The sequence below is a fragment of the Amycolatopsis sp. 505 genome, assembly GCF_031625235.1.
Lineage (GTDB): Bacteria > Actinomycetota > Actinomycetes > Mycobacteriales > Pseudonocardiaceae > Amycolatopsis.
In genome coordinates this window covers 174,778-195,560 of sequence record NZ_JACKQP010000003.1, presented here as the reverse complement: position 1 = coordinate 195,560, position 20,783 = coordinate 174,778, and the positions used below count along the sequence as shown (strand labels likewise).

Genomic DNA, 20,783 nt, shown 5'->3' with positions numbered 1-20,783 from the left:
CGAGGAGGGCGACCCCGTGACCAGTGCGGCGGAACCGCGCCGGCAGCGCGAACTGGCGTCGTTGTACGCCACCGTCAAGTCGCTCACCGCGCTGGGCGAGCTCGACGAGGTGCTCCAGTCGATCGTGCACCACGCCCACGACCTGATCGGCACCGACTTCACCTACCTCTCGCTGGTCGGCGCGGACGGCCGGCTGTCGGCCCGCGCGTCGGAAGGCACGATCTCCGCGGAGTTCCTCGCGGCGACCATCCCGGCCACGGTCGGGCTCGGCGGCAAGGTGCTGGCTTCCAAGAGCCCGCACTGGGTGCGCGACTACGCCACCTCGACGCTCATCCAGCACGACGCGAACTTCGACCGCCTGGTCGTCACCGAGGACCTGGTCGCGCTGCTCGGCGTGCCGCTGGTGATCCGCGGCGAAGCCGTCGGCGCGCTGTTCGCCGCGGACCGCTCCGAACGGTCGTTCCAGGCCGAGGAGATCGCGCTGCTGAACGCGTTCGCCGACCACGCCGCGGTCGCCCTCGACAACGCCCGGCTCTACGAGGAGAGCCGGACCGCGTTGCGGGAACTGCGGGTCGCCTACGGGAAGATCGAACGGGCGCAGGCGATCCACGAAGCCCTGACCGGCGTCGTGCTGGACGGCGGGACCCCGGCCGACGTCGCCCAGCACCTCGCCGACCAGCTCGGCGGCAGTGTCACTCTGCTCGGCCGGACCAGCAGTCCACTGAGGACGGACCTGGCCGGGGCCGTCGAGGACGCCCGCCGCACCGGCCGCTGCACGACGTCGTCCGGCGCCGACGGGACCGACCGCAGCGTGGCGGCCGTGCAGGCGGGCGACAGCTACCTCGGCGCGCTCGTGTGGAGCCGGCCGTCGGGCACCGGCGACGACACGGACCTGCGGACCCTCGAGCGCGCCACGCACATCCTGGGGCTGCTCATCCTCAAGGAGCAGGCCGTCGCCGAGGCCGGCGAGCGGCTGAGCGGGGAGCTGCTGACCGAGCTCATGGTCGGCAGTCCCGGCATCGGCCCGGCCCAGCGAGCCCGCGCCCGGGCCCGCGCCATCGACGTCGACCGCCTGGACCTGGTCCTGGTCGCGGACTCCCCCGCGGTGCCGCAGGGTGATCTCGCGCGGCACCTGCACGACATCGCCCGGGACCGCGCCGGGCTGGCCGGCGAGCACTTCGGCCGGGCCACGATGATCCTGCCCGGCGCCGACGCCGAGGCCACTGTCGCCCACGTCCACACGAGACTGCGGCGGACGCTGGGCGGTCCGGTCATCGTCGTCGGGGAACGCGCGAGCGGCCACGACTGGGCCCGGGCGCAGTCCCTGGCCGGTCGCTGCGGCGCCGTGATGCGCGCGCTCGGGCACACCGACGGCGGCGCCACCACGAGCCAGTACGCCTTGTACGCCATGGTGTTCGACCCCGAGCGGGCCGGCGAGCTCGACCGGTTCCTGGCCGGCTCGATCGGCGCGCTCCTGGAGTACGACCGGCGGCGGGGCACCGATCTGGTCGGCACGCTCAGCGCGTACTACGTCCACCGCGCCAACGTCGCGGCGACCGCCCGCGCGCTGCACCTGCACGCCAACACCCTGCTCAAGCGCCTGGACCGGGCCGCCGCGGTGCTCGGCTCCGACTGGCGCCACGAGAACGACCTGGAACTGCAGCTCGGCCTGCGGCTGCACCAGCTCCGGACGGTCACGTCCTGAGCGGTCAGCCGACCCGCACCGAATCGCGCAGGGCGGTCTTCGAGATCTTGCCGGTGCCGGTCTTGGGCAACGCGGGCACGAACACGACCTCGTCGGGCAGCCACCACTTCGCGACCATCGGCGTGATGTGCGCCAGGAGCTCGTCGGCCGTGGTCTCGCCGCCGTCGCGCAGCACCACGTACGCCACCGGGCGTTCCATCCACCGCGGGTCCGGGCGGGCGATCACCGCCGCTTCGACGACGTCCGGGTGCGAGGTGATGGCGCTCTCGAGTTCGACCGAGGAGATCCACTCGCCACCGGACTTGATCAGGTCCTTCATCCGGTCCACCAGCCGCAGGTAGCCCTCGGCGTCGATGGTGGCCAGGTCACCGGTGCGCAGCCAGCCGTCCGCGGTGAAGCTGCCGTCGGCGCCGACCCGGTAGTAGCCGCCCGCCACCCACGGGCCCGCGACCTGCAGCTCGCCGACGGCGTCGCCGTCCCGGGGCAGCTCCCGGCCGGTTTCGACGTCGACGATCCGGACGTTGACCAGCGGCAACGGCTGTCCCTGGGCGGCCCGCACCGCGACCTGATCCGCCGCGGGCGCGTCCCGGTGCTGGGTGCGCGTGCCGCCGATGGCCCCGACCGGGCTGATCTCCGTCATCCCCCAGGAGTGCGTGATGGGCACCCCGATCGCGGCGCGGAAGGTCTCCGACAGCGCCGGCGGGACGGCCGACCCGCCGCCGAGCAGGAACCGCGTGGCGCTCAGGTCGTGGTCGCGCAGCCCGGGTGCCATGCTCGTCCAGACCGTGGGGACGGCCCCGGCGACGGTGACGCGCTCGGTGGCCATCAGCCGCAGCAGGTGGCCGGGGTCCGCGGACGGGCCGGGCAGGACCAGGGCCGCGCCGGCCAGCATGGCGCCGTAGGGCAGGCCCCAGGCGTTGGCGTGGAACATGGGCACGATCGGCAGCACGACGTCGCTTTCGCCGAGGCCGATCAGGCCCGCGGCGAGCGTCCCCAGGCCGTGCAAGACCGTCGAGCGGTGGCTGTAGAGCACGCCCTTGGGCCGCCCGGTCGTCCCGGAGGTGTAGCAGAGCCCGGACGCGAGGTGCTCGTCGGCGAGGGTGAAGGAGTCCTCGAACGAGCCGGTGACCGGCGCGGCCGCGGAGACCAGGTCGTCGTAGTGCCGGATGCGGGGATCGTCCGGAATCGGCTCGCCGCTGTCGTCCGGCAGCACGATCCAGTGGCGCACCCGCGGCAGGCGGGCGGCGCTCGGCCAGATCCGCGGCAGCAGCGCGCGATCGACGAACACGACGTCGTCTTCGGCGTGCTCGACGATGTACTCGAGGTGCTCCGCCGGGAGCCGGATGTTGATCGGGTGCAGCACCCGCTTGGTCACCGGCACGGCCAGGTAGAGCTCGAGGTGCCGGCGGTGGTTGCTCGCGAAGGTCGCGACCCGGGCGCCGGGCGGGACACCGAGGGCGTCCAGCGCGGCGGCGAGGCGCCGGGTCCCGACGGCGACCTCGGCGTAGGTGAGCCGCTCGCCCCCGGCCGTGACGACTTCCTTGTGCGCGAAGAGCCGCTCGGCTCGCTCCAGGATGTGGGCGATGGTGAGCGGCCGTGGCTGCATCAGCCCGTCCATGGCGCCTCTTCCGGTCCGGTGGCCTGGTCGCGAGTGACTTTAAGAGCGTTCCGGGCCGCGGCAGAGGTGCGAACCGCCCACTCGTCGGGGGTCCCCGGTGGTGATCACCTCCACGCCGGCGGGCCGTTGCCCACCCCGGGCAGCGATGGCGGATTTTCGGGCAGGCGGGTCGCGGGGCCGCCGCCCGAGGAGACGGCGCTGCTAATTTTGGCTGAAGGCCCGACGAAAAGAAGGTCAACAAGTGGCAAACCCGCTGGTGGCTGAGACCAAGGACTCCACGAAGGCGTATTCGGGCATTTCGCTGCTGGAGACGGCGAACGACCTGAAGTCGGCCATCGAAAGCGGGGACTGGGCCTCGGTCGCCCTCGGAGCCGTCGGGACGGCGCTGGACGCGCTGTCGATGGCAATGGACCCCTTCGGGGCGATCCTCGCCGCCGGAGTCGGCTGGCTCATCGAACACGTCGGACCGCTCAAGGAAGCCCTCAACGGCCTCACCGGCAACGCCGACGAGATCGCCGCCCAGTCGGAAACCTGGAAGAACATCGCGACCGAACTGGGCAGCGTCGGCGAAGACCTGACCGGCATGGTCACCACCGACATCGCCTCCTGGACCGGCGCCGCCGCCGACACCTACCGCCAACGCGCCCAAGACACCGTCACACTGCTGGAAACCGCGCAGAAAGGCTGCGAAGGCGCCTCCAGCGGCGTCAAAACCGCCGGCGAGGTCGTCGCCGCCGTCCGGGCACTGGTGCGCGACATCATCGCCGAGCTGGTCGGGCACCTCATCAGCTGGGCGCTGCAAGTCGTGTTCACCCTCGGCATCGGCATGACCTGGGTCGTGCCACAAGTCATCAACGCCGTCGCCAAGACCGCCTCCAAAATCGCCGACCTGGTGAAGCGGCTGGTGACGGCGTTGAAGGCGCTGATTCCGCTGCTCAAACGCGCCGGGGACCTGTTCTCAGACGCGGCGAAAGCGCTGCGGAAGATCAAGCCGGGCAAGACCGCGCCACCGCCCAAGCACGCCGACATCAAGAGCGGGCCGAAGGACATCGGTGGGCCCAAGGGCAAGGGTGACGGCGACGGCACCACGACCTCGGGCGCGAAGGGCGACGGTACCTCGCCTTCGGGCGCCAAAGGCGACCCGCCACCCAAGACCGATGCCCCACCCAAGACGGACCCGCCCCCGAAGAGCGACCCGCCGGACGGCACCCCGCCGCCGCCGAAAGACGGCCCGCCCGGGGCCACCCCGAAGGGCGGGGCCGACGGCGGCGGCAAGCCGAAGGGCGACCCCAAGGGCGACGGCCCGCGTGACCGCGCGGTGCCCGACGACAAGAAGGTGTGCGTCTCCGACCCGGTGGACGTCGCCACCGGCGAGGTCGTGCTGAAGCAGGTCGACCTGACGCTGCCGGGTGACGCGGGGGACCTGGAGCTGTCCCGCACGCACCTGTCGGCCTACCGCGGCGGCCGGTGGTTCGGCCGCTCCTGGGCGTCCACTTTGGACCAGCGGCTGGAGGCCGATCGCGACCACCTGCGGTTCTTCGCCGAGGACGGCATGGTCCTGGTGTACCCGCGGCCGGACGGCGACCGGCCCGTGCTGCCGATCGAAGGACCGCGCCACCCGCTGCGCCGGACCGGCGGGGGCTACCGGCTGTCGGCCGGCCCGCGCGACCTGGTGTTCGCGGACGGCGGCGGCCGCGTGCTGCCGCTGACCGGCATCGAGCAGGGCGGCTCCCGCACCACGATCGAACACGACGAGAGCGGCGCCCCCAGCCTGCTGCGCCGCGACGACGGCACCGAGATCGGGATCAACGCCGGCGCGGGCCGGATCATCGCGCTCGGCGTGCCCGGCGGCGCGCCGGTCGTGCGGTACGGCTACAACCGGCTCGGCCAGCTGACCCAGATCGCCGGCTTCACCGGCCGCCCGGTGAACCTCGACTACGACGTCGACGACCGGATCGTCGGCTGGCAGGACCGCACCGGCACCTGGTACCGCTACGTCTACGACGCCGAAGGCCGCTGCGTCCGCAGCGTCGGCGCCGAGCGCTACCTCAACGGCGCGTTCGCCTACGACACCGGGACCCGGACCACCCGGCACACCGACGCGCTCGGCCAAACCTGGGTCTACCGGATGAACGAGGCCGGCCAGCTCGTCGAGCGGACCGACCCGCTCGGGCACACACGCCGGTACTCGTGGACCCGCTACGACGACCTGCTCTCGCAGACCGACGAACTGGGCCGGATCACCTTCTACGGCTACGAAAACGGCGTCCTGACGACGGTGACGCGGCCGGACGGGTCCGAGGTCCGGCTGACCCCGGCCGGGGCAGGCGAGGTGGAACTGCGGGCCGGTGACGCGCGGGCGGTGGCGCCGGCGGCCGATCCGTACGCCGCGCTCCCGGGCGTCTCGACCCGGTTGCGCGTCGACGGCACGGACGTCTTCGGCGACGAGCCGGTGCTCACCGCGGCGGTGCGGCCCGGTGACCGCGACCCGTTCGGGCGGCCGCGGCTGGTGCACACCGCGTCCGGCGGCGCGGCGAAGCTGGGCTGGACGGCGGAAGGGCAGCGCGCCTGGCGGATCGGCCCCGGCGGCGAGCGCGAAAGCTGGCGCCACGACGGCGAAGGCCGCGTCGTCGAGCACCGCGACGCGGCCGGGCGGACGACCCGGCGCACGTACGGCCCGTTCGGCCTCCCGATCGAGGAGTTCGACGCGGCCGGCGCGCGCACGGCGTACGGCTACGACGCCGAGCTGCGGCTGACCGCCGTGACCAACCCGCGCGGCCAGACCTGGCGCTACACCTACGACCCGGCCGGCCGGCTGGTCGAGGAGACCGACTTCGACGGGCGCCGGCTGACCTACGCCTACGACGAGGCCGGGCAGCTGCGGCGGATGACGAACGGCGCCGGCGAAGTCACCGAGTACGCCTACGACGTGCTCGGCAACGTCGTCGAGCGGCGGACGGCGACCGGGGTCACCGGGTACGCCTACGACGCGCTCGGGCAGCTCGAGTACGCGATCAACAACGAATCGGTCCTGCAGATCGTGCGCGACGAACGCGGGCGGGTGCGCGAGGAGACCGTCAACGGCGTCGGCGTGCGCTGGACCTACGACGCCGCGGGCGTCCACCGCACCACTCTGTCCGGTGTGGACAGTGAGTGGCGGTACGACGGCGACCGCCCGGTGTCGCTGCGCGTCCGGGGCCACGAGATCGCGTTCGAGTACGACGAAGCCGGTCGCGAGACCGCCCGGTCGGTCGACGGCACCGTCGTCCTGCGCCAGGTCTTCGACGCTTCCGACCGGATCGGGGAGCAGACGATCGCCGGCGTGGGCCGGCGCGCCTACACCTACACGCCGGACGGCCGGCTCGCCGCGATCGACGACACGCGGCCGGTCCGGTTCGGGTTCGACGCCGCCGGCCGCGTCGCGGAGGTGCACGCGCCCGAAGGCGTCGAACGCTTCGCCTACGACCCGGCGGGCCGGCTGGTGCCGCCGTCCGGGACGCGGTACGGCCACGACCCGCAGGGCCGGGTGATCGGGACCGCGGGGTGGCGCTTCGTCTGGGACGAGCTGGACCGGCTGGTCGCCGCGATCGGCCCGGACGAGTCGTTCTGGACCTACCTCTACGACCCGCTCGGCCGCCGGTTCGCCAAGCGCCGCTGGATCCTCGGCGACGACGGCGCGCCGCGGCAGACGGCGGAGACGTGGTTCGTCTGGAGCGGCGGTGAGCTCGTCGAGGAGATCGAGGTGTCCGACGACGGCTCGTCGCGCGTGCTCACCTGGGAGCGTCATCCCGACGACGGCCGGCCGGTGGTGCAGGTCGAGCAGCGCGGTGCGGAGGTGCGGTTCCACACGGTGGTGACGTCCCCGGCCGGCACGCCGACCGAGCTCCTCGCCCCGGACGGCGGCGTCGAGTGGCAGGCGCGGAGGAGCTTCTGGGGCGAGCTGCTGCCGTCGACGTCCGGCAGCGCGCCGATGCCGCTGGCCTTCCCGGGCCAGTACCGCGACGCCGAAACCGGGCTGCACTACAACGTCTACCGCTACTACGACCCGCGGAACGGCCGCTACCTGAGCCAGGACCCGCTCGGCCTGGCCGCGGCACCCGACCCGGTGGGCTACGTCGAGCAGCCGCACCTGCAGGGCGACCCGCTCGGCCTGGTGCAGAGCCCGTGCGGCAAGACGGGCGGCCCGAAGTCCCCGGACAACCCGGCGGGCGGCGGCGACGCGGGCAAGCTCCCGCCGGGCGCGAAGAAGCCGGACGGCCTCGGCGAGTTCCGCGACCCGGACGGCAAGATCCGCCCGCACAACATGACCGACGAGCAGTACGCCAAGTTCTCGAAGAAGTGGGACGAGATGATGGCGCCGGGCAAGGACAAGTCCTGGTTCTGGTCGGGCGGCCACATCACGGACGCGAAGGTCGACCCGGTCACCGGCACCAAGATCTCGGACTCGAAGTACCACGGCTCGATCGAGGACCCGGCGATCAACCTGGCCAAGAAGAACGGCGGCAACACCCTCGAAGGCATCCTGAAGGACAACGGCGTCGAGATGCCCAAGTTCTCCGACAACCACCCGAACGGCGAGAAGGTCTGGAAGGACGCCTCGAAGGCCCTGGCCCACAACGCCCAGGGCGACGTCCACATCGCCCTGCCCAACACCCCGGGCAAATCGAGCGGCTGGGCCGACCAGGGCGACGAGCTCGCGTCCCGCCGGCCGAACAACGTGTTCGACATGGACGAGTTCCCGATCCTCCGCCACAACCCGAAGGTGGATAAAGTTTGGGCCCACGACGTCAACTACCCGGACGCACCCCCGGTGGTGATCTGGGACCGCACCAAGCGCTGAGCCGTCGTCACGGTCCGGCCGCGACACCGGCGGCCGACATGACTTCGGCGATCTTCCGGGTGATCGGGTCGTTCTCACCGCGCAGCGCCACGAAGACGCGCAGCACCGTCATCGCCTTGTGGCGAACCGACCGCAGTTGCCGCCCGTCCTCGGCCAGACGCAGTTCGGTGAGGCGAAGCGCGATCTTCTGCAGATCTTCCTCGCTTGCGCCGTCACCGAGCGACTCCCGGATGAGTTCGGCCAGAAGCACGTCGGCCTGCTCGATCTGCCCCGTCTCGAACAGCAGAGCGGCGACCCTGAACTTCGTGACCACCGTGTGCGCGTGATCGCTGCCCAGGATCCGGACCCGGTCGTGGAACAGGCACTGGTGGTGGTGCAGGACTTCGTCGAGCGGCACACCCGAACGCCACATCGTGCTGCCGGTGAGGTCCCGGATCTGCAGAACGCGCGGACTGTCCGGACCGTAGACCCGGACGTACCTCGCCCGCATGTCGTCCAGCATGCCGAGCGCCCTCTGCGGCTCGTCCTCCGAAACGAAGAAAGCCAGATAATGCCGTGCCAGGAGAGTGGATATGTGTTCGTTCCCGAACACCTCCTCGTGCGCCGGAAGGATGTCGTTCAGCAAGCCGATCGCGGCTGGAAGATCGCCGCACACGCCGATCGAGTAGGCGTACCAGCGCCGCGCGTCCAACGTGTCACGATGGTGACGGCCCAGCACCTCGTCGAGATCCCGGATCAATTCCGGGAACACCTCCAGCGCCTTGGCGGAGTGCGGCGAATCGGCGATGCTCTCCGCGTACATGAGCCTCACGTGCAGCGTCTCGGGGTGTTTGTCGCCGAATCTTTCCTTCCGGTCCTCCAGCAACCCTTCGAAAGCGCTTCTCACGTGGAGCTGGTCACCGTAAGCGGCGTAGAACTCGGCCGCGGTGTCCGCACCGGGAACCCCACGAGCGGCCGCTTCGCGGAACGCCTGCGCGGCGACGTCGTGCTGCATGACTCGCGCCGCCGTTTCCCCGATGCGGAAGACCTGCCACGGTTCGGCACGGCCGATGAGCGTCTGCCACGTCAGCGACGGGACCAGCGCCAGCCCGGGAAGATCCACGAGGTAGTCGAAGGCGATGTAGTAGTCGGAACCCTCCGACGGCAGCAACAGGCTGCTGGCTCCGTGACTGGTCTTCGTCGCCCAGGCGAGGGCGTCCGCCGGCGACTCCGGGCGCAGCACTTCACCGCCGTGCTCGCGCAGGTAGTGGCGCGATAGGTCGGCCAGGAGGTCCAGCGGCACCGGCTCGTCCATCCCCGCCCGGCGGCAGTCCACCGCGGCCGCCACCAGGGCGGCACCCCGCGGGTGCGCGGACGGTGACCAGGCATTGCGCCAGTTGCGGACCAGTTCCGGCCCCGCGGCGAGCACTTCCGCCAGGCCGAACTTCTCGATGCTCGCCAGCGCCGCCCGGATGCGCGGGTCGTCGTCGCATTCGCGGGCCCGCTCGATCTCCCCGTCCGTCCAGCGCCGGGAAAGGCCGGCCACACTCGCCAGCCGCAGGATGTCGCGGGCATCGCGCCAGGCGTCCAGATCCGCCCCGGCCACCCCGGTTTCCTCGCGAGCGCCGTAGCGGTCGAACTCGGGACTGCGCATCGTCGCGGCGACGACGAGGTGGCCCCACCCGCGGCCGAGGAGCCGGTTCAGCAGGATCGGCGTCAGTCCCCCGGCCCCGAGGAACCGCTCGAGGTCGTCCAGCCACAGCACGCACCGGGGCGTGTCGGCGGCGGTCACGATCACGTCGGTCAGCGCCTCGCGACCGGCCGGCACCAGCAGCACGTGGTCCGGGCACACCGCCCGCACGGCCTCGTAGACCGCCCGCGTCTTGCCGGCCGTCGATTCACCGACCACGAGGACGAACCCGCCCCGGCGGATCAGGCCGCCCAGCTCGTCGTGCAGGTCCCGGCGCACGTACGGCGGCGTCCGGTCGAGCGTCCGCTCCCCGGCGACGTCCCGGACGACCGCCTCCGCGGGGTGCACCCTCAGCACGATCGGATCATCGAGATCCCGCACCCGCAGCGGCCGCCCGCCGGCCCCCGCGGCGAGCATCCGCAGCGGCCGGGCGTCCCGCCGCTCGGCCTGCCGTTCGAGGACATCCTTGCCGCGAGCGCTCGCCACCGTGAACACGGCCACGGCAACGGCGGAGCCGACCGACACCGCCGCGACGCCCGGAACCCACAGCGCGACGACACAGCCGATGACCACTCCCAGGAGCGCGGCACCGCCCAGCAGGCCCCACCCACGCGCGGCGCGGAACCGCACTTTCAGGGGACGCCATGACCGAAACGAGAAGCCGCCCACCCCGTTCTCCTCCGCCCGGGTCGATCAAATGCAACACAGGCTTCACCGGAAAAGATACGGCACGACGGATTCCCGTTCGGGTCAAAAGCTGGACATCCGGGGGCCAGGCGCCGGCCCGGCCCCCGGACATGTCTCAACTCGCGTTGCTGAAGGTGAGGTGCACGCCGGTGATGGCCATTGCCCGCGTGTAGGTCGGCGGAAGTCCCAGCGTCTGCAGGGTGGCGTTGACGGCGGCGACGAAGGCCGTCAAGTCCGGGGTCGCGTTGTTGTGATTGCCCGGCCACGTCTGAGTGGAAGCACAGGTCGGGTCCCAGACCGCACACGCCATCCCGTAGTTCACGGCACTCGGGAACGAACCGCTCGCGGTCTCGATCCACAGTTGGGCGTTCACCCGGCACGCGGCGAACAGGTACGGGCTCCGGACGGTCGTGCTCATCTCGGCCTGGTCGTTCGCGGGGTAGTAGTCCGCGTGGGCGGACGCCCAGCAGCCCCCGTTCCAGGTATCGCTGCTGCCGTCGACTCTCCAGACATTCGGGGGCGCAGCCGCGGAAAGCCCGCCGCGCGCCTTGATCCGCGCGACTTCCTTCGCGACGGCAATGTCCGAAACGGCGCCGGAAGCGGGCGGGTCCGCGGAGGCCGAGGCATCAGCCGAAGTCGCGCCCAGCGCGGCAGCGGCAATGGCGACGACGGTGAAGACGCGACCGATCACATCGCGCGGTTTGGTGAACACCATAACGGGAAACTCCTTTTTCCGGAAAATCGATTCCACCCATTTGCTTCAGGTAAGCAACTTCGAGGGCGGCGGCCCGACGTTGATCGAACCTTTCCGCCACGGCCGGGACCGGGAAGCTCGAAGCACCACCGAGCACTGCAGAGGGGTCTTTCGGCCTCTCCCGGATACCTCCGGCCGGGAGTATTTTTTTTCGTGACCACCCGGGTGAATCTGCGCGGCCCGCCGGCCCTCTCCTCCGCGTAGGCGACAACCCCCTCTGCAGGAGGCAACCCCATGAAGGTCAAGTACCACCCGCCGGGCCGCCCGGCAGGACCGCAGGACGTCGACGCGCCGTTACCCGAATGGCCCCAGCACATCCTCGACCGGCATCGCGCCCGGATTCTCCGGCCCGCGGAGGCCCGGCGCGGAACGGTCGACAATCTGCGTTCCACGGCGTACCGCGCCGATGTTCTCCTCATCTGCCAAAATGCGCTCGACACAAAGTGGCAGGACTTCAGCGCGGTGCTCGATGGCACCGGCATGGCTCTCCAGGAACCTCCTGAGCTGGACGACATCGTCACCAACTCCGTTCTGCGGGAGCGGCTGAGTGACTCACGGCTTCCACGGGCGGTCAGGCTCGTCGAAGGTGGCGGCGAAGACCCGGCCGATGCCTGGGTGGCATTGCAGCTGATCCGCCAGCAGCGGCCAGACCTGGCGGGCGACGTTTCGCTGGACCACCTCATGTGCGGATCCGTGCTGGGTTACGGCGGTGTGCCGACCTACGATCCCAATGGTGTCGGGCACGATGCGGCCGACGGCAGTCCGGGTTCGCGCTACGGCTTGGCTCCAGTGACGTTCAGCGGGGCGCCACCCCACCGATCGCCGGACGGGGCGACGCGTCGTCCGGTCATCGCCGTCCTCGACACCGGCGTGCGCTCGCACCCGTGGTGGGGCGACGTGGAAGTCCTCGAGCAACCCGGAACCGGCGGCTTCCTACGCCTGTTCAAGCCTGCGCAAGACGCCATCGACGCCCAGCACCAGCACGTGGCCGGGCTGCCCGACGGCGATGCGCTGCAGACATACATCGATGCGCCGATCTGGCAGGCCGGACTGGGCGAGTACCTGAATTACGCGTCCGGCCACGGCTCTTTCATCGCCGGGATCATCCACCAGAACGCGCCCGATGCCGATGTGCTCAGCATGCGTGTGATGCACTCGGACGGCACATCCTGGGAATCCGACGTCCTGCTGGCCCTCCACCTGATCTTGGCGTTGGTCACCGACGCACAGGCGAAGCACGACGACCGGCCCATGGTCGACATCGTGTCCCTCTCGCTGGGGTTCTACGACGAAAGCGACGGAGCGGACAGCACCGGTGGCGCCAATATCACCGTCACCGATGGGAAGGTGGTCCGGCTGGCCGAGGTGATCGGCGAACTCACCGACCAGGGCGTCCTCGTCGTCGCCGCAGCCGGGAATGACACGACCACCCGGCCCTTCCTGCCCGCGGCGTTCGCCACGCTGCCGACGGGATCCGCCGGCCACGGCGAACCGGTGCTGGGCGTCGGCGCGCTGAATCCGAACGGCACCACCGCCTGGTTCAGCAACGGTGGCCCGTCCGCGACCTGGTACGCCCCGGGCGCCCGCATCGTCAGTGCCTTTCCTCCCGACATCAGGGGCGCCGGTGCACCCGGGCGCATCGGAAGCGACAACGACCGCCAGGGACTGGACCCCGACGACTTCAGCGGGGGCTTCGCGGTCTGGGACGGCACCTCGTTCGCGGCACCGCACATCGCGGCCGCGCTCGCCAGGGAGATCGAAACGGAAATCAAGGCGGGCAACACGGACGCCGGGAAACGGGCCTCCGAGGCTGTCCGGCGGTTGAAGCAAATCGCCCGCACTCAGGCCGAAGCCGAAGCCAATGCGCGACCGGAAGCCGGCCTCCACACCCGCGAGCCGGACGAATGACGAACCCGTCCGTGCACCCCTCCCCGGCCGACACGGGGCTCGGCGCCCTGCTGGAGGCCGCGAGGGCGGGCGAGCGCGCCGCCTTGGACGAGATCGTCCGCACGCTCACCCCGTTGCTCTGGCACACCGCGCGCGCACAGGGCCTGGACGCCGAATCGAGTTCCGATGTCGTCCAGAACACCTGGCTCACTCTGCTCCGCTCGCTGTCGGACATCCAGACCCCGGCGGCGCTCACCGGGTGGCTGGTGACGGTGGCCAAACGCGAAGCGTGGCGGACGGCGCGAGCTCGGCGTGCGGAGCGCACCGCCGATTCCGCCGACGTTCTCGAAATCGCCGACACCGCGCCGGGCCCCGAGCAGTCGGTCGTCGAGAACGAGGCGCACCGCCGGCTCTGGTCACTGCTGCGGCAGCTCCCCGAACGGTGCCAGCGGCTCCTGCGCATCGTCGCCTACGTGCCGAGACCGGACTACACGGAGATCAGCGACCAGTTCGGAATGCCCCGCGGCACCATCGGCCCTACGCGCGGGCGGTGCCTGGCGAAGCTGCGGCGTCTGCTGGAAGCCGACGGAGGGGGAACGCCATGACCTCCGACGAGGGACACCCGCCCTTCGACGAACGCGACTTCGCCGTCCTGCAGGAAGTCCGGGCACTGTGGGATGCCGCCGATCCACCGCCGGAACACCTCAGCGACTGGGTGCTGTTCGCGATGGACTCCGCCCTTTCGGAGGTGGAACTGCTCAAGGCGAGCGGCCGCCGGGAACTCGTGGCGGCGCGCGGCGACGAAAGCACGCGGTCGATCACCTTCGACGGCCGCAGCCTGACCGTCGTCGTCACGCTCACCCCGGCGCCGGACGGGGCGGTGCGGCTGGACGGGTGGATCGCCCCGCCCGCCGCGCACTCCGTCGAGCTCCGGACCCCCGGTGGCCTGCTGACCGTCCGGGCCGACGAGCGCGGGAGGTTCGTCTTCGACCGGGTCGAACGCGGGATGGTGCAACTGCTCGTCCACGACGGCGGCACCATGGTGACCCCGTCGATCGTCGTCTGACGGAGGAGGGCGCGCGACGGTGAGCGACCGGGTCGAGGAACTCCACCGGCGTGGACAGGCCGCGATCGGCAGCGGCCGCCCGGTGGACGGCGCACGGTTGCTGCGGGCCGCGCTGCGGTTGCTCGAAAAGCCGTCGGACGGCGGCGAACCGCACCCGCTACTGGCGCGGGTGCTGATCAGTCTCGCGTCGGCCGAGGTCCAGCTCGGCCGGCGCGAGACCGGCTTCGCCCTGCTAGACCACGCCGCGGAGGTCGCCGCGCCGGAGGAGGCAGGCGTGCTGCTGCAGCAACGGGGACTGCTGCTGATGCTCGTCGGCCGCTTGGAGGAAGCCCTCAAGTTCATGAACGAGGCCGAACCGCTGATCGACCCCGCCGACCGGGTGCGGGTCGCCCGCGGTCACCTGAACCGGGCCATGCTGCACGAGCTCGCCGGCCGGATCCGCGCGGCGGTGGCCGACCTCGACCGGTGCGAACCGATCGCCGTCTCCGAAGATCTTCCGCTGATGCTGGCCAAGGCCCGGCTCAACCGCGGCTACCTGAAGACGCTCACCGGCGACATTCCGGCCGCTCTGCGGGACTTCGACGCGGCCCGGCCCGGCTTCGCCCAGCACGCGCCCGGCCTGCTGCCGGTGCTCGCGGTCGACAAGGCGCGCGCGTTGCTCGGCGCCGGCCTGATCGCCGAAGCCGCCACGGAACTCGACGCCGCGCTGTCGTCCCTGGTGGTGTCCCGCACCACCCACGAGCGCGCCGAAGCGGAACTCACCCGTGCGCAGGTCGCGATCGCGGACGGAAACCCGTCCCTGGCACGCCAGTGGGCCAGGCAAGCCGAACGGCGCTTCCGGCGCCGGGGCAACGAGACCTGGGCGGCGGTCGCGTCGTTCACCGTGCTGCTCGCGGATTTCGAGAGTGGGCGACGTGCCCCGGGCATCGCCGGTCGCTCCGCGGCCGTGGCCGACCGGCTGGCCGCACTGGGCCTGCGAACCGACGCCGCTCTCGCCGCGCTGCTCGCGGCACGGGCCCACGTCGCCGCCGGCCGGTTCGACGACGCCCGTGCGCAGTTGCGGGGCCGAGCCGTCCGGCCGACCCTGGACCTCACGCTTTCGCGCTGCCTGACCTTGACCGAACTCCACGCCGCGGAAGGGAACCGGGCGGGGGTGTTCACCCACGCACGGGCCGGGTTGGCCGCGTTGCACCGGCATCGTGGCCGGTTCGGCAGTCTGGACCTCCAGACCGGCACCGCCGCCCTCGGCGTCCAGCTGGCGAGGTCGGGGCTGACGGCCGCGCTGCGTTCGGGCCGGCCCGCTTCCGTGTTCAGCTGGCTGGAGCGATCACGGGCCCAGGCCTTCAGGCTGCGTCCGGTGCGCCCTCCGGTCGACGAGACGATCGCGGACGCGGTCGCCGAACTGCGGCAGCGCGCGGCACTGGCCAGGTCCGCCGAACTGGCCGGTCGCCGCGACCCGGGTGCCGAACGACGGTGCGTGGAACTCGAGCGGGCGATCCGTGCCCACGGCTGGACCGCGGGCGGAACCGGGGACCACGGCACGACCGCGTCCCCGCGAGAGGTCTCCGACGAGCTGGCGAAGTCGCACAGCGCGCTGGTGAGTTTCCTGATCGACGAGGGCAGGCTGGCCGCCCTCACGATCGCCGGCCACCAGTACCGCCTCACGGACGTCGCGGACCTGTCGACCGTCGCCGAGGCCATCGCCCGGTTGCGCGGCGACCTGGACACGCTCTGCTGCCGCAATCTCCCGGCGCGCCTGGTGGAGGCCATCAGGCAGTCGTTGCGGCACGACGTCGGCACCCTGTCGGACGCACTGATCAGACCCCTGCGCGCGATCATCGGGGATCAAGACCTCGTCGTGGTCCCCACCGGCCCGCTCTCCGCGGTGCCCTGGGGTCTGCTGCCGGAACTCAGAGGCCGCCCCGTGACCGTCACGCCGTCGGCGACCGCCTGGTTGCGCGGCCGCCGGCGCAGCGAGGTGCCGCGTCCGGGCCGGCGGCCGTTGCTGGTCGCCGGGCCGAACCTGGCCCACGCGGCACGTGAAGTGGCCGAAATCGCCCGGACCGTGCCCGGGAGCACGGCGCTGTCCGGCCCGGCGGCGACCGTCGCGGCCACTTTGGAGGGCCTGACCGGACGAGCCGTCGTGCATTTCGCCGCGCACGGGCACCACGAACACGCCAACGTGCTGTTTTCCCGGCTCGACCTCGCCGACGGCCCGCTCATGGCCTATGACATCCAGCAGCTGCAGGCACCACCCGAACACGTCGTGCTGTCGGCCTGCGACGTGGGCCGCTCGGTCGTCCGCGCCGGCGACGAGCAACTCGGCTTCACCGCGGCACTGCTGTACGGCGGCACGAGGAGCGTCGTGGCCGGAGTCGCCCGGGTGCCGGATGAGGTCGTCGTGCCGATCATGGTCGACTACCACCGGATCCGCGCCACCGGCCGGGCACCGGCCCAGGCCCTCGCCGAAGCCACTCTCGGCCGTCAATTCGTGCCACTGGTCTGCTTCGGCGCCGGCTGACCGCCGGTCCGGCTACCGGTCTGTTCGCCGTTCCGGACGGCGGCCCGGGTCGCCCGAGTGCTCGATCCCGGCCCAGTAGGACAGATCGGCGCCCGGCCCGCCGGCCGGCGAGGGACGGCCAGGTTCCTTCGGCGCCTTCCGTTTGCCGAAGGAGAACCGTCCGGGCAACGACCAGGACTCACGCACCACCTCGTCTCCGACCTGCGGATCGACCGTGCGGACGGCCGGGTGCGGCGTCGATCGCCCTTCGCCGACCGGCTGCGCACTTCCAGGGGAGTCCACGAACCTGGTCGCCAGCGAGGACACCTCCAGGGCGAAGTCCTCGCGTATGCCGAGCTGGTCGTGCCAGGTGCGGGCCCGGTCCGAACCCGGCTGCCCGCTGTTCCCGGGCAACTCCTGCCAGGGTGCACACTTCAGCGGCGGTTCGTGGGCGTCGGCGAGCGCCGTGGGATGCCGGTTCCAGTCCAGCGGCATCCACGACTCGTAGACCTCGCCGGCCCACACCGTCCAGTTCTGCTCGATGACGTCCAGCTCGGGCACGTTCGCTTCCCGGTCCAGGCTGAGCCAGCCGACGAAACAGTAGAGCGGGCGCGTGCCGTCGGAATTCTTCGTCTCGCTGATCCGGTCCGCCTGGGTGGCGGTGCCGACCAGCAGGGCGTCCTCGCGGCGGGCCAGCAAGAAGCGCGGCCCGGTGGCGAGCCCCTCGCCTCCGGCGACGGTGGCGGTGACCATCGCGTTGAGCCAACCGGTGTCGGGTGCCAGTGGCCGGACCCGCCACCATCGATCGGCCCGGACGGTCCGCCCGTAGAGCACGTCCTGCCACCTCGGCCCGGTCACCATGACAGCACCTCGTGCCCGTCCCGGAACATCGGCAACCGGCTGGGCAGTTCTTCATACAGGCGTTTCGCGCGGCCTTCGGCGATTTCCCGGACCGTGTTCATGTCATGCTCCTCGTCCTGAGCGGCCAGCAATCCGGCCTCGGCGTCCCTCATGCGGCCCCGCCCGAAGAGCGTTCTGCGGAGGTCCCGGAGGGCGTCTTCCGCCTCCCGCTTCCGAAGTCGGGCTTCGTTCGCCGCCTCGGCCGCCGCGAGCGACAGCAGCCGCATGTACTCGGCCAGGGAGAAGACGATCGGATAGTGCAACCGCTGTGGGCCGATGAGCCCCGCGGGCACGCGATCCGGTGGTTTCTGCCCGAACTCACCCAGCTGAACCGGGCAGATCAAGGTCGTGAACCCCTCTTGGAAACAGATCGGCAGCAACCGCTGGATGTCGTCGACGATGTCCTCCATCCGCTGGCGCCGCGCGGGCGGGACGAGGTCGGACTTGGTGACGAGCACGACGAGGGACGGCGGGGGTGCCCCATTGGCGATGCGCTGCTGAACGCTCCCCTGCAGCAGCGATGTCATCCGGCGCAAGCCGGTCTCGCGGAGGATCGCGCCCCTCGTGGCGTGCCGCACCGGGTCCACGAGGTAGCTGCCGTCGAGGACGAGGTAGACCGAGTCGGACCCGGCGAGCCGCTCGTGCAGGACCGGGACGTCCTCGGATTCCGAGCCCCGTGCGTCGGAGAGGGCACCACCGCGGTAGTCCAGCCAGTCGATACCCAGAAGCCGCTGGAGACCGTCGAGGAAGTCGAACGAGTACGAGATCATCTCGCCCGGGTTGGGCGGCGGCAGTTCCCCGTCGTCGAGCAGGCGTTCCCACCTCGCGGCGAGCTGCAGATCGACATCCTGGTCCGGCGCGTTGAGGAAGTACCCGTTGAGGCCCGCCGACATGATCGCGTACATGCCGAGCAGGAACGTGGTCTTCCCCGAGCCGCTGTTGCCGAGGGCGGTGACGGTGATGTGGGGCTGGTCGTCCATACGGCCTCCTCAGAACTTCTCGACCGGGTCGAGCAGGGTTTCGAGCCGCTGCCCCGGAACGATCAACGGGCGCAGCAGCTCCGCTTCCGCTTCGGCGCTTCGCAGCGCACTCGCGGCGATCCGGTTCCACGCCGGTTCACCGGTGATGACGGCTTTGACCCGGTCCCACCAGGTGTCCCGGCTTCTCGCCAGCAGAGCGGTGTTCTGCAGCTCTTCGACACTTCGTTGCAGCGACCACGCCCGAACCGCGAGTCCCACGTACAGGCACCAGAGGGCGGGCTGGACGACGTTCAACGGCGTCCGGCCGCAAGCCACCGGCACCAGGGCACCGTGCACGTGCGGGCTGGCGCGGACCGCGGAGATCAGGTCCCCGAGCACCCGGTTCGCCGCGCTTCGCGCTTGTGCCGGCTGTACGAGATCCCACTTGGTGAGCGCGATGACGAGCGCCAAGGGGTCCGAGCGTTCACTCGCCGACCGGAGCGCGGTGGCGACGAGCGGCCGGATCCGCGCGACGGCCCGGGGACCACCGGTCAGCTCGGTGCTGTCGACGACCAGGACCAGGCCCGTGGCCGCGGCCACGTCGGCGCGCAGTTCGGCCGCCTGGGGCGAGCGGGAATCCTCCGTGAGGGCGCCGCCACGGTAGTCCCGCCAGGAAAAGGCCAGCACCGGCGCGTGGTCGTACAGCAGGTTCAGCCGGTAGACGGTGCGGCGGTCCCCCAGCAAGGGGTACTGCCCGTTCCTCAGCCGCCGGGCGTTGCGGAGCAGGACACGGTGGTCTTCCGGGCGCTCGGCCCGCACCGAGAAGCCCCCGACGCCGTGGGTCACCGACTCGTACATCGCCGTCATGAACGAGGTCTTTCCCGCTCGGCTGTGGCCGAGCATCACGATGTCCATCAGGACCACCAGTCGTTCGGGTCCACGTCCAGGTTCTCCCTGAGTTCGCGGCGCCCCGGTTCCGGGCCCACGACGGACGCGGTAGGCCGGCTCAGGGCGCGGACCACGGCACCGGGCACGACGGAGCCGGTGGCGGCCAGCTCCAGGAGCAGCCGCCGGTGCCACGCCTGGAGCTCGTCCACCCGCCGGCCGGCCAGCGCCCGGCCGACGATCGCCGCGGCGCCGGCCCGGTCGCCGGCGGCCAGGCAGCGCCGGGCAGTGTGCAGGAGGTGGTACACCGGGTCGGCCAGCGGGCCGCTCGGTTCGGGAATGGTCACCGGCAACGCGAATCCGGCCGACAGCCGGGCCGCCGCGGTGCCGAGCTGCTCGTCGTAGCCGACCCGGTGGCGGAGGTGGTACGCGTCCACCGCGGCGATGACGACCAGGACCGCGAGCCGGGTCGCCCATTCCTTCTGCAGCCGGTGCCGGGCACCGGGCGTGTTGGAGGGCTCGGGACGGCGAAAGCCGTTGGTGGAGGTCCGTTCGAGCACCGCCAGCTGGGTTTCCGACCAGGTGCCCGGATCCGGCAGCGTCGCCGCGACCACCTGGTGCAGCGGCTGGACGCGGGCACCACCGAGGTTGCACCCACCGAGACGCAGCTCGAAAACGTCGTCGAGAACCGAGGCGGCGACGACGACGGTGGCCAGGTCACCGAGGTCGTGGTCGATGAACGCCGGGTGCGGCCAGGTCACGGCGCGATCCACGAGCCGGGGAGCGAGCACGGTGTCCTGTTCGAACGGCATCAGCGACGTCTCGATCGAGCGCGGCAGGCTCCGCCACACGCCGTCGACCTGTTTTCCCGTCGGCAGCAACAGGACCAGCGGTGGCCGCAACCGGCTGTCCGGATAGGACGCGGTCATGCTCGACCGCAGGACGCCGTGGCCGCCCCGGATGGGATAGTGCTTCAGTTCGACCTTGAGCCTGGTCCCTTCCCGGGCGTCGGCCACCAGTTGCTGCGCCGCCCGGTCGCGGTGTGCGTGCTCGGCTTCGACCTGGCTCCGGGCCCATTCCCGCTCTTCCTGCCGGTTCTCCTGAGCCGCTTCCATCACGAGCCGCGTCTTGCGGAGATCCGTGGCCTGGCTCATGAAATCGAAGGCGCTGCGGATCATCTCGGCGATGGAACTGACGGGATCGCCCATCGTTCACCTCCCCTCGCCGGCCACCTGGTTCGGTGACCTGCTGCTGGAGGGGCGGCGGCCGGGCGCTGGATGCCGTGGGCGGAGCAACGTGACCCGATCGTGACC

General features: G+C 71.4%; 14 protein-coding genes. 7 read left to right on the top strand and 7 right to left on the bottom strand.

The window, feature by feature from the left end; all coding sequences use genetic code 11:
* Positions 1-16 precede the first annotated feature (16 nt).
* Positions 17-1,705 carry a GAF domain-containing protein gene (locus H5965_RS12580; protein WP_310969832.1) on the top strand — a complete coding sequence of 563 codons (1,689 nt, stop codon included), beginning with the start codon at positions 17-19 and terminating at the stop codon, positions 1,703-1,705.
* A 4-nt stretch (positions 1,706-1,709) separates the two neighbouring features.
* On the opposite strand, the gene H5965_RS12575 is transcribed toward H5965_RS12580, so the two are convergent.
* Positions 1,710-3,323 (bottom strand): long-chain fatty acid--CoA ligase, encoded by a 1,614-nt coding sequence (locus H5965_RS12575; protein ID WP_310969831.1) that lies wholly within the window; start codon positions 3,321-3,323, stop codon positions 1,710-1,712.
* 241 nt (positions 3,324-3,564) lie between these two features.
* Between H5965_RS12575 and H5965_RS12570 the strand changes: the two genes are divergently transcribed.
* Positions 3,565-8,163: a DUF6531 domain-containing protein gene (locus H5965_RS12570; RefSeq protein WP_310969830.1), complete on the top strand. Its 4,599-nt coding sequence runs from the start codon at positions 3,565-3,567 to the stop codon at positions 8,161-8,163.
* Between the two features lie 7 nt (positions 8,164-8,170).
* Here the strand turns inward: H5965_RS12570 and H5965_RS12565 are convergent, their stop codons facing one another.
* Positions 8,171-10,462 carry a hypothetical protein gene (locus H5965_RS12565; protein ID WP_310969829.1) on the bottom strand — a complete coding sequence of 764 codons (2,292 nt, stop codon included), beginning with the start codon at positions 10,460-10,462 and terminating at the stop codon, positions 8,171-8,173.
* Between the two features lie 172 nt (positions 10,463-10,634).
* Entirely contained in the window at positions 10,635-11,234 is a 600-nt protein-coding gene (locus H5965_RS12560; protein ID WP_310969828.1) for a hypothetical protein, read from the bottom strand.
* A gap of 273 nt (positions 11,235-11,507) precedes the next feature.
* On the opposite strand from H5965_RS12560, the gene H5965_RS12555 reads away from it, so the two are divergent.
* The 4 genes from H5965_RS12555 to H5965_RS12540 are packed head-to-tail and all read left to right on the top strand — an operon-like array spanning position 11,508 to position 16,747.
* Positions 11,508-13,181 carry a S8 family serine peptidase gene (locus tag H5965_RS12555; protein ID WP_310969827.1) on the top strand — a complete coding sequence of 558 codons (1,674 nt, stop codon included), beginning with the start codon at positions 11,508-11,510 and terminating at the stop codon, positions 13,179-13,181.
* On the top strand, positions 13,178-13,765 hold the full coding sequence (locus H5965_RS12550) for a sigma-70 family RNA polymerase sigma factor (RefSeq protein ID WP_310969826.1): 588 nt from the start codon (positions 13,178-13,180) through the stop codon (positions 13,763-13,765). Before H5965_RS12555 ends, H5965_RS12550 begins: the two co-directional genes overlap by 4 nt.
* Positions 13,762-14,226 (top strand): hypothetical protein, encoded by a 465-nt coding sequence (locus H5965_RS12545; RefSeq protein ID WP_310969825.1) that lies wholly within the window; start codon positions 13,762-13,764, stop codon positions 14,224-14,226. The genes H5965_RS12550 and H5965_RS12545 overlap by 4 nt, the downstream gene beginning before the upstream one ends.
* 19 nt (positions 14,227-14,245) lie before the next feature.
* A complete protein-coding gene (locus tag H5965_RS12540) occupies positions 14,246-16,747 on the top strand; it encodes a CHAT domain-containing protein (protein ID WP_310969824.1) in 2,502 nt (833 codons plus the stop codon).
* Positions 16,748-16,759: 12 nt separating this feature from the next.
* Here the strand turns inward: H5965_RS12540 and H5965_RS12535 are convergent, their stop codons facing one another.
* The 4 genes from H5965_RS12535 to H5965_RS46140 are packed head-to-tail and all read right to left on the bottom strand — an operon-like array spanning position 16,760 to position 19,778.
* Positions 16,760-17,587 carry a hypothetical protein gene (locus tag H5965_RS12535; RefSeq protein WP_310969823.1) on the bottom strand — a complete coding sequence of 276 codons (828 nt, stop codon included), beginning with the start codon at positions 17,585-17,587 and terminating at the stop codon, positions 16,760-16,762.
* On the bottom strand, positions 17,581-18,606 hold the full coding sequence (locus H5965_RS12530) for a hypothetical protein (RefSeq protein ID WP_310969822.1): 1,026 nt from the start codon (positions 18,604-18,606) through the stop codon (positions 17,581-17,583). The genes H5965_RS12535 and H5965_RS12530 overlap by 7 nt, the downstream gene beginning before the upstream one ends.
* Positions 18,607-18,615: 9 nt before the next feature.
* Positions 18,616-19,500, bottom strand: a complete 885-nt coding sequence (locus tag H5965_RS12525; RefSeq protein ID WP_310969821.1) for a hypothetical protein — start codon at positions 19,498-19,500, stop codon at positions 18,616-18,618.
* On the bottom strand, positions 19,500-19,778 hold the full coding sequence (locus tag H5965_RS46140; RefSeq protein ID WP_396136898.1) for a hypothetical protein: 279 nt from the start codon (positions 19,776-19,778) through the stop codon (positions 19,500-19,502). The genes H5965_RS12525 and H5965_RS46140 overlap by 1 nt, the downstream gene beginning before the upstream one ends.
* Positions 19,779-20,087: 309 nt before the next feature.
* Here H5965_RS46140 and H5965_RS46135 point away from each other — a divergent pair, with 309 nt between their 5' ends.
* On the top strand, positions 20,088-20,714 hold the full coding sequence (locus tag H5965_RS46135) for a hypothetical protein (protein ID WP_396136897.1): 627 nt from the start codon (positions 20,088-20,090) through the stop codon (positions 20,712-20,714).
* Positions 20,715-20,783 lie beyond the last annotated feature (69 nt).

Excerpts from the sequence above, each read along its gene's own strand:
- H5965_RS12575 (WP_310969831.1), bottom strand. The coding sequence starts at position 3,323 with ATGGACGGGCTGATGCAGCCACGGCCGCTCACCATCGCCCACATCCTG.
- H5965_RS12560 (WP_310969828.1), bottom strand. The coding sequence starts at position 11,234 with ATGGTGTTCACCAAACCGCGCGATGTGATCGGTCGCGTCTTCACCGTC.
- H5965_RS12555 (WP_310969827.1), top strand. The coding sequence starts at position 11,508 with ATGAAGGTCAAGTACCACCCGCCGGGCCGCCCGGCAGGACCGCAGGAC.
- H5965_RS12550 (WP_310969826.1), top strand. The coding sequence starts at position 13,178 with ATGACGAACCCGTCCGTGCACCCCTCCCCGGCCGACACGGGGCTCGGC.
- H5965_RS12545 (WP_310969825.1), top strand. The coding sequence starts at position 13,762 with ATGACCTCCGACGAGGGACACCCGCCCTTCGACGAACGCGACTTCGCC.
- H5965_RS12535 (WP_310969823.1), bottom strand. The coding sequence starts at position 17,587 with ATGGTGACCGGGCCGAGGTGGCAGGACGTGCTCTACGGGCGGACCGTC.
- H5965_RS12530 (WP_310969822.1), bottom strand. The coding sequence starts at position 18,606 with ATGGACGACCAGCCCCACATCACCGTCACCGCCCTCGGCAACAGCGGC.
- H5965_RS12525 (WP_310969821.1), bottom strand. The coding sequence starts at position 19,500 with ATGGACATCGTGATGCTCGGCCACAGCCGAGCGGGAAAGACCTCGTTC.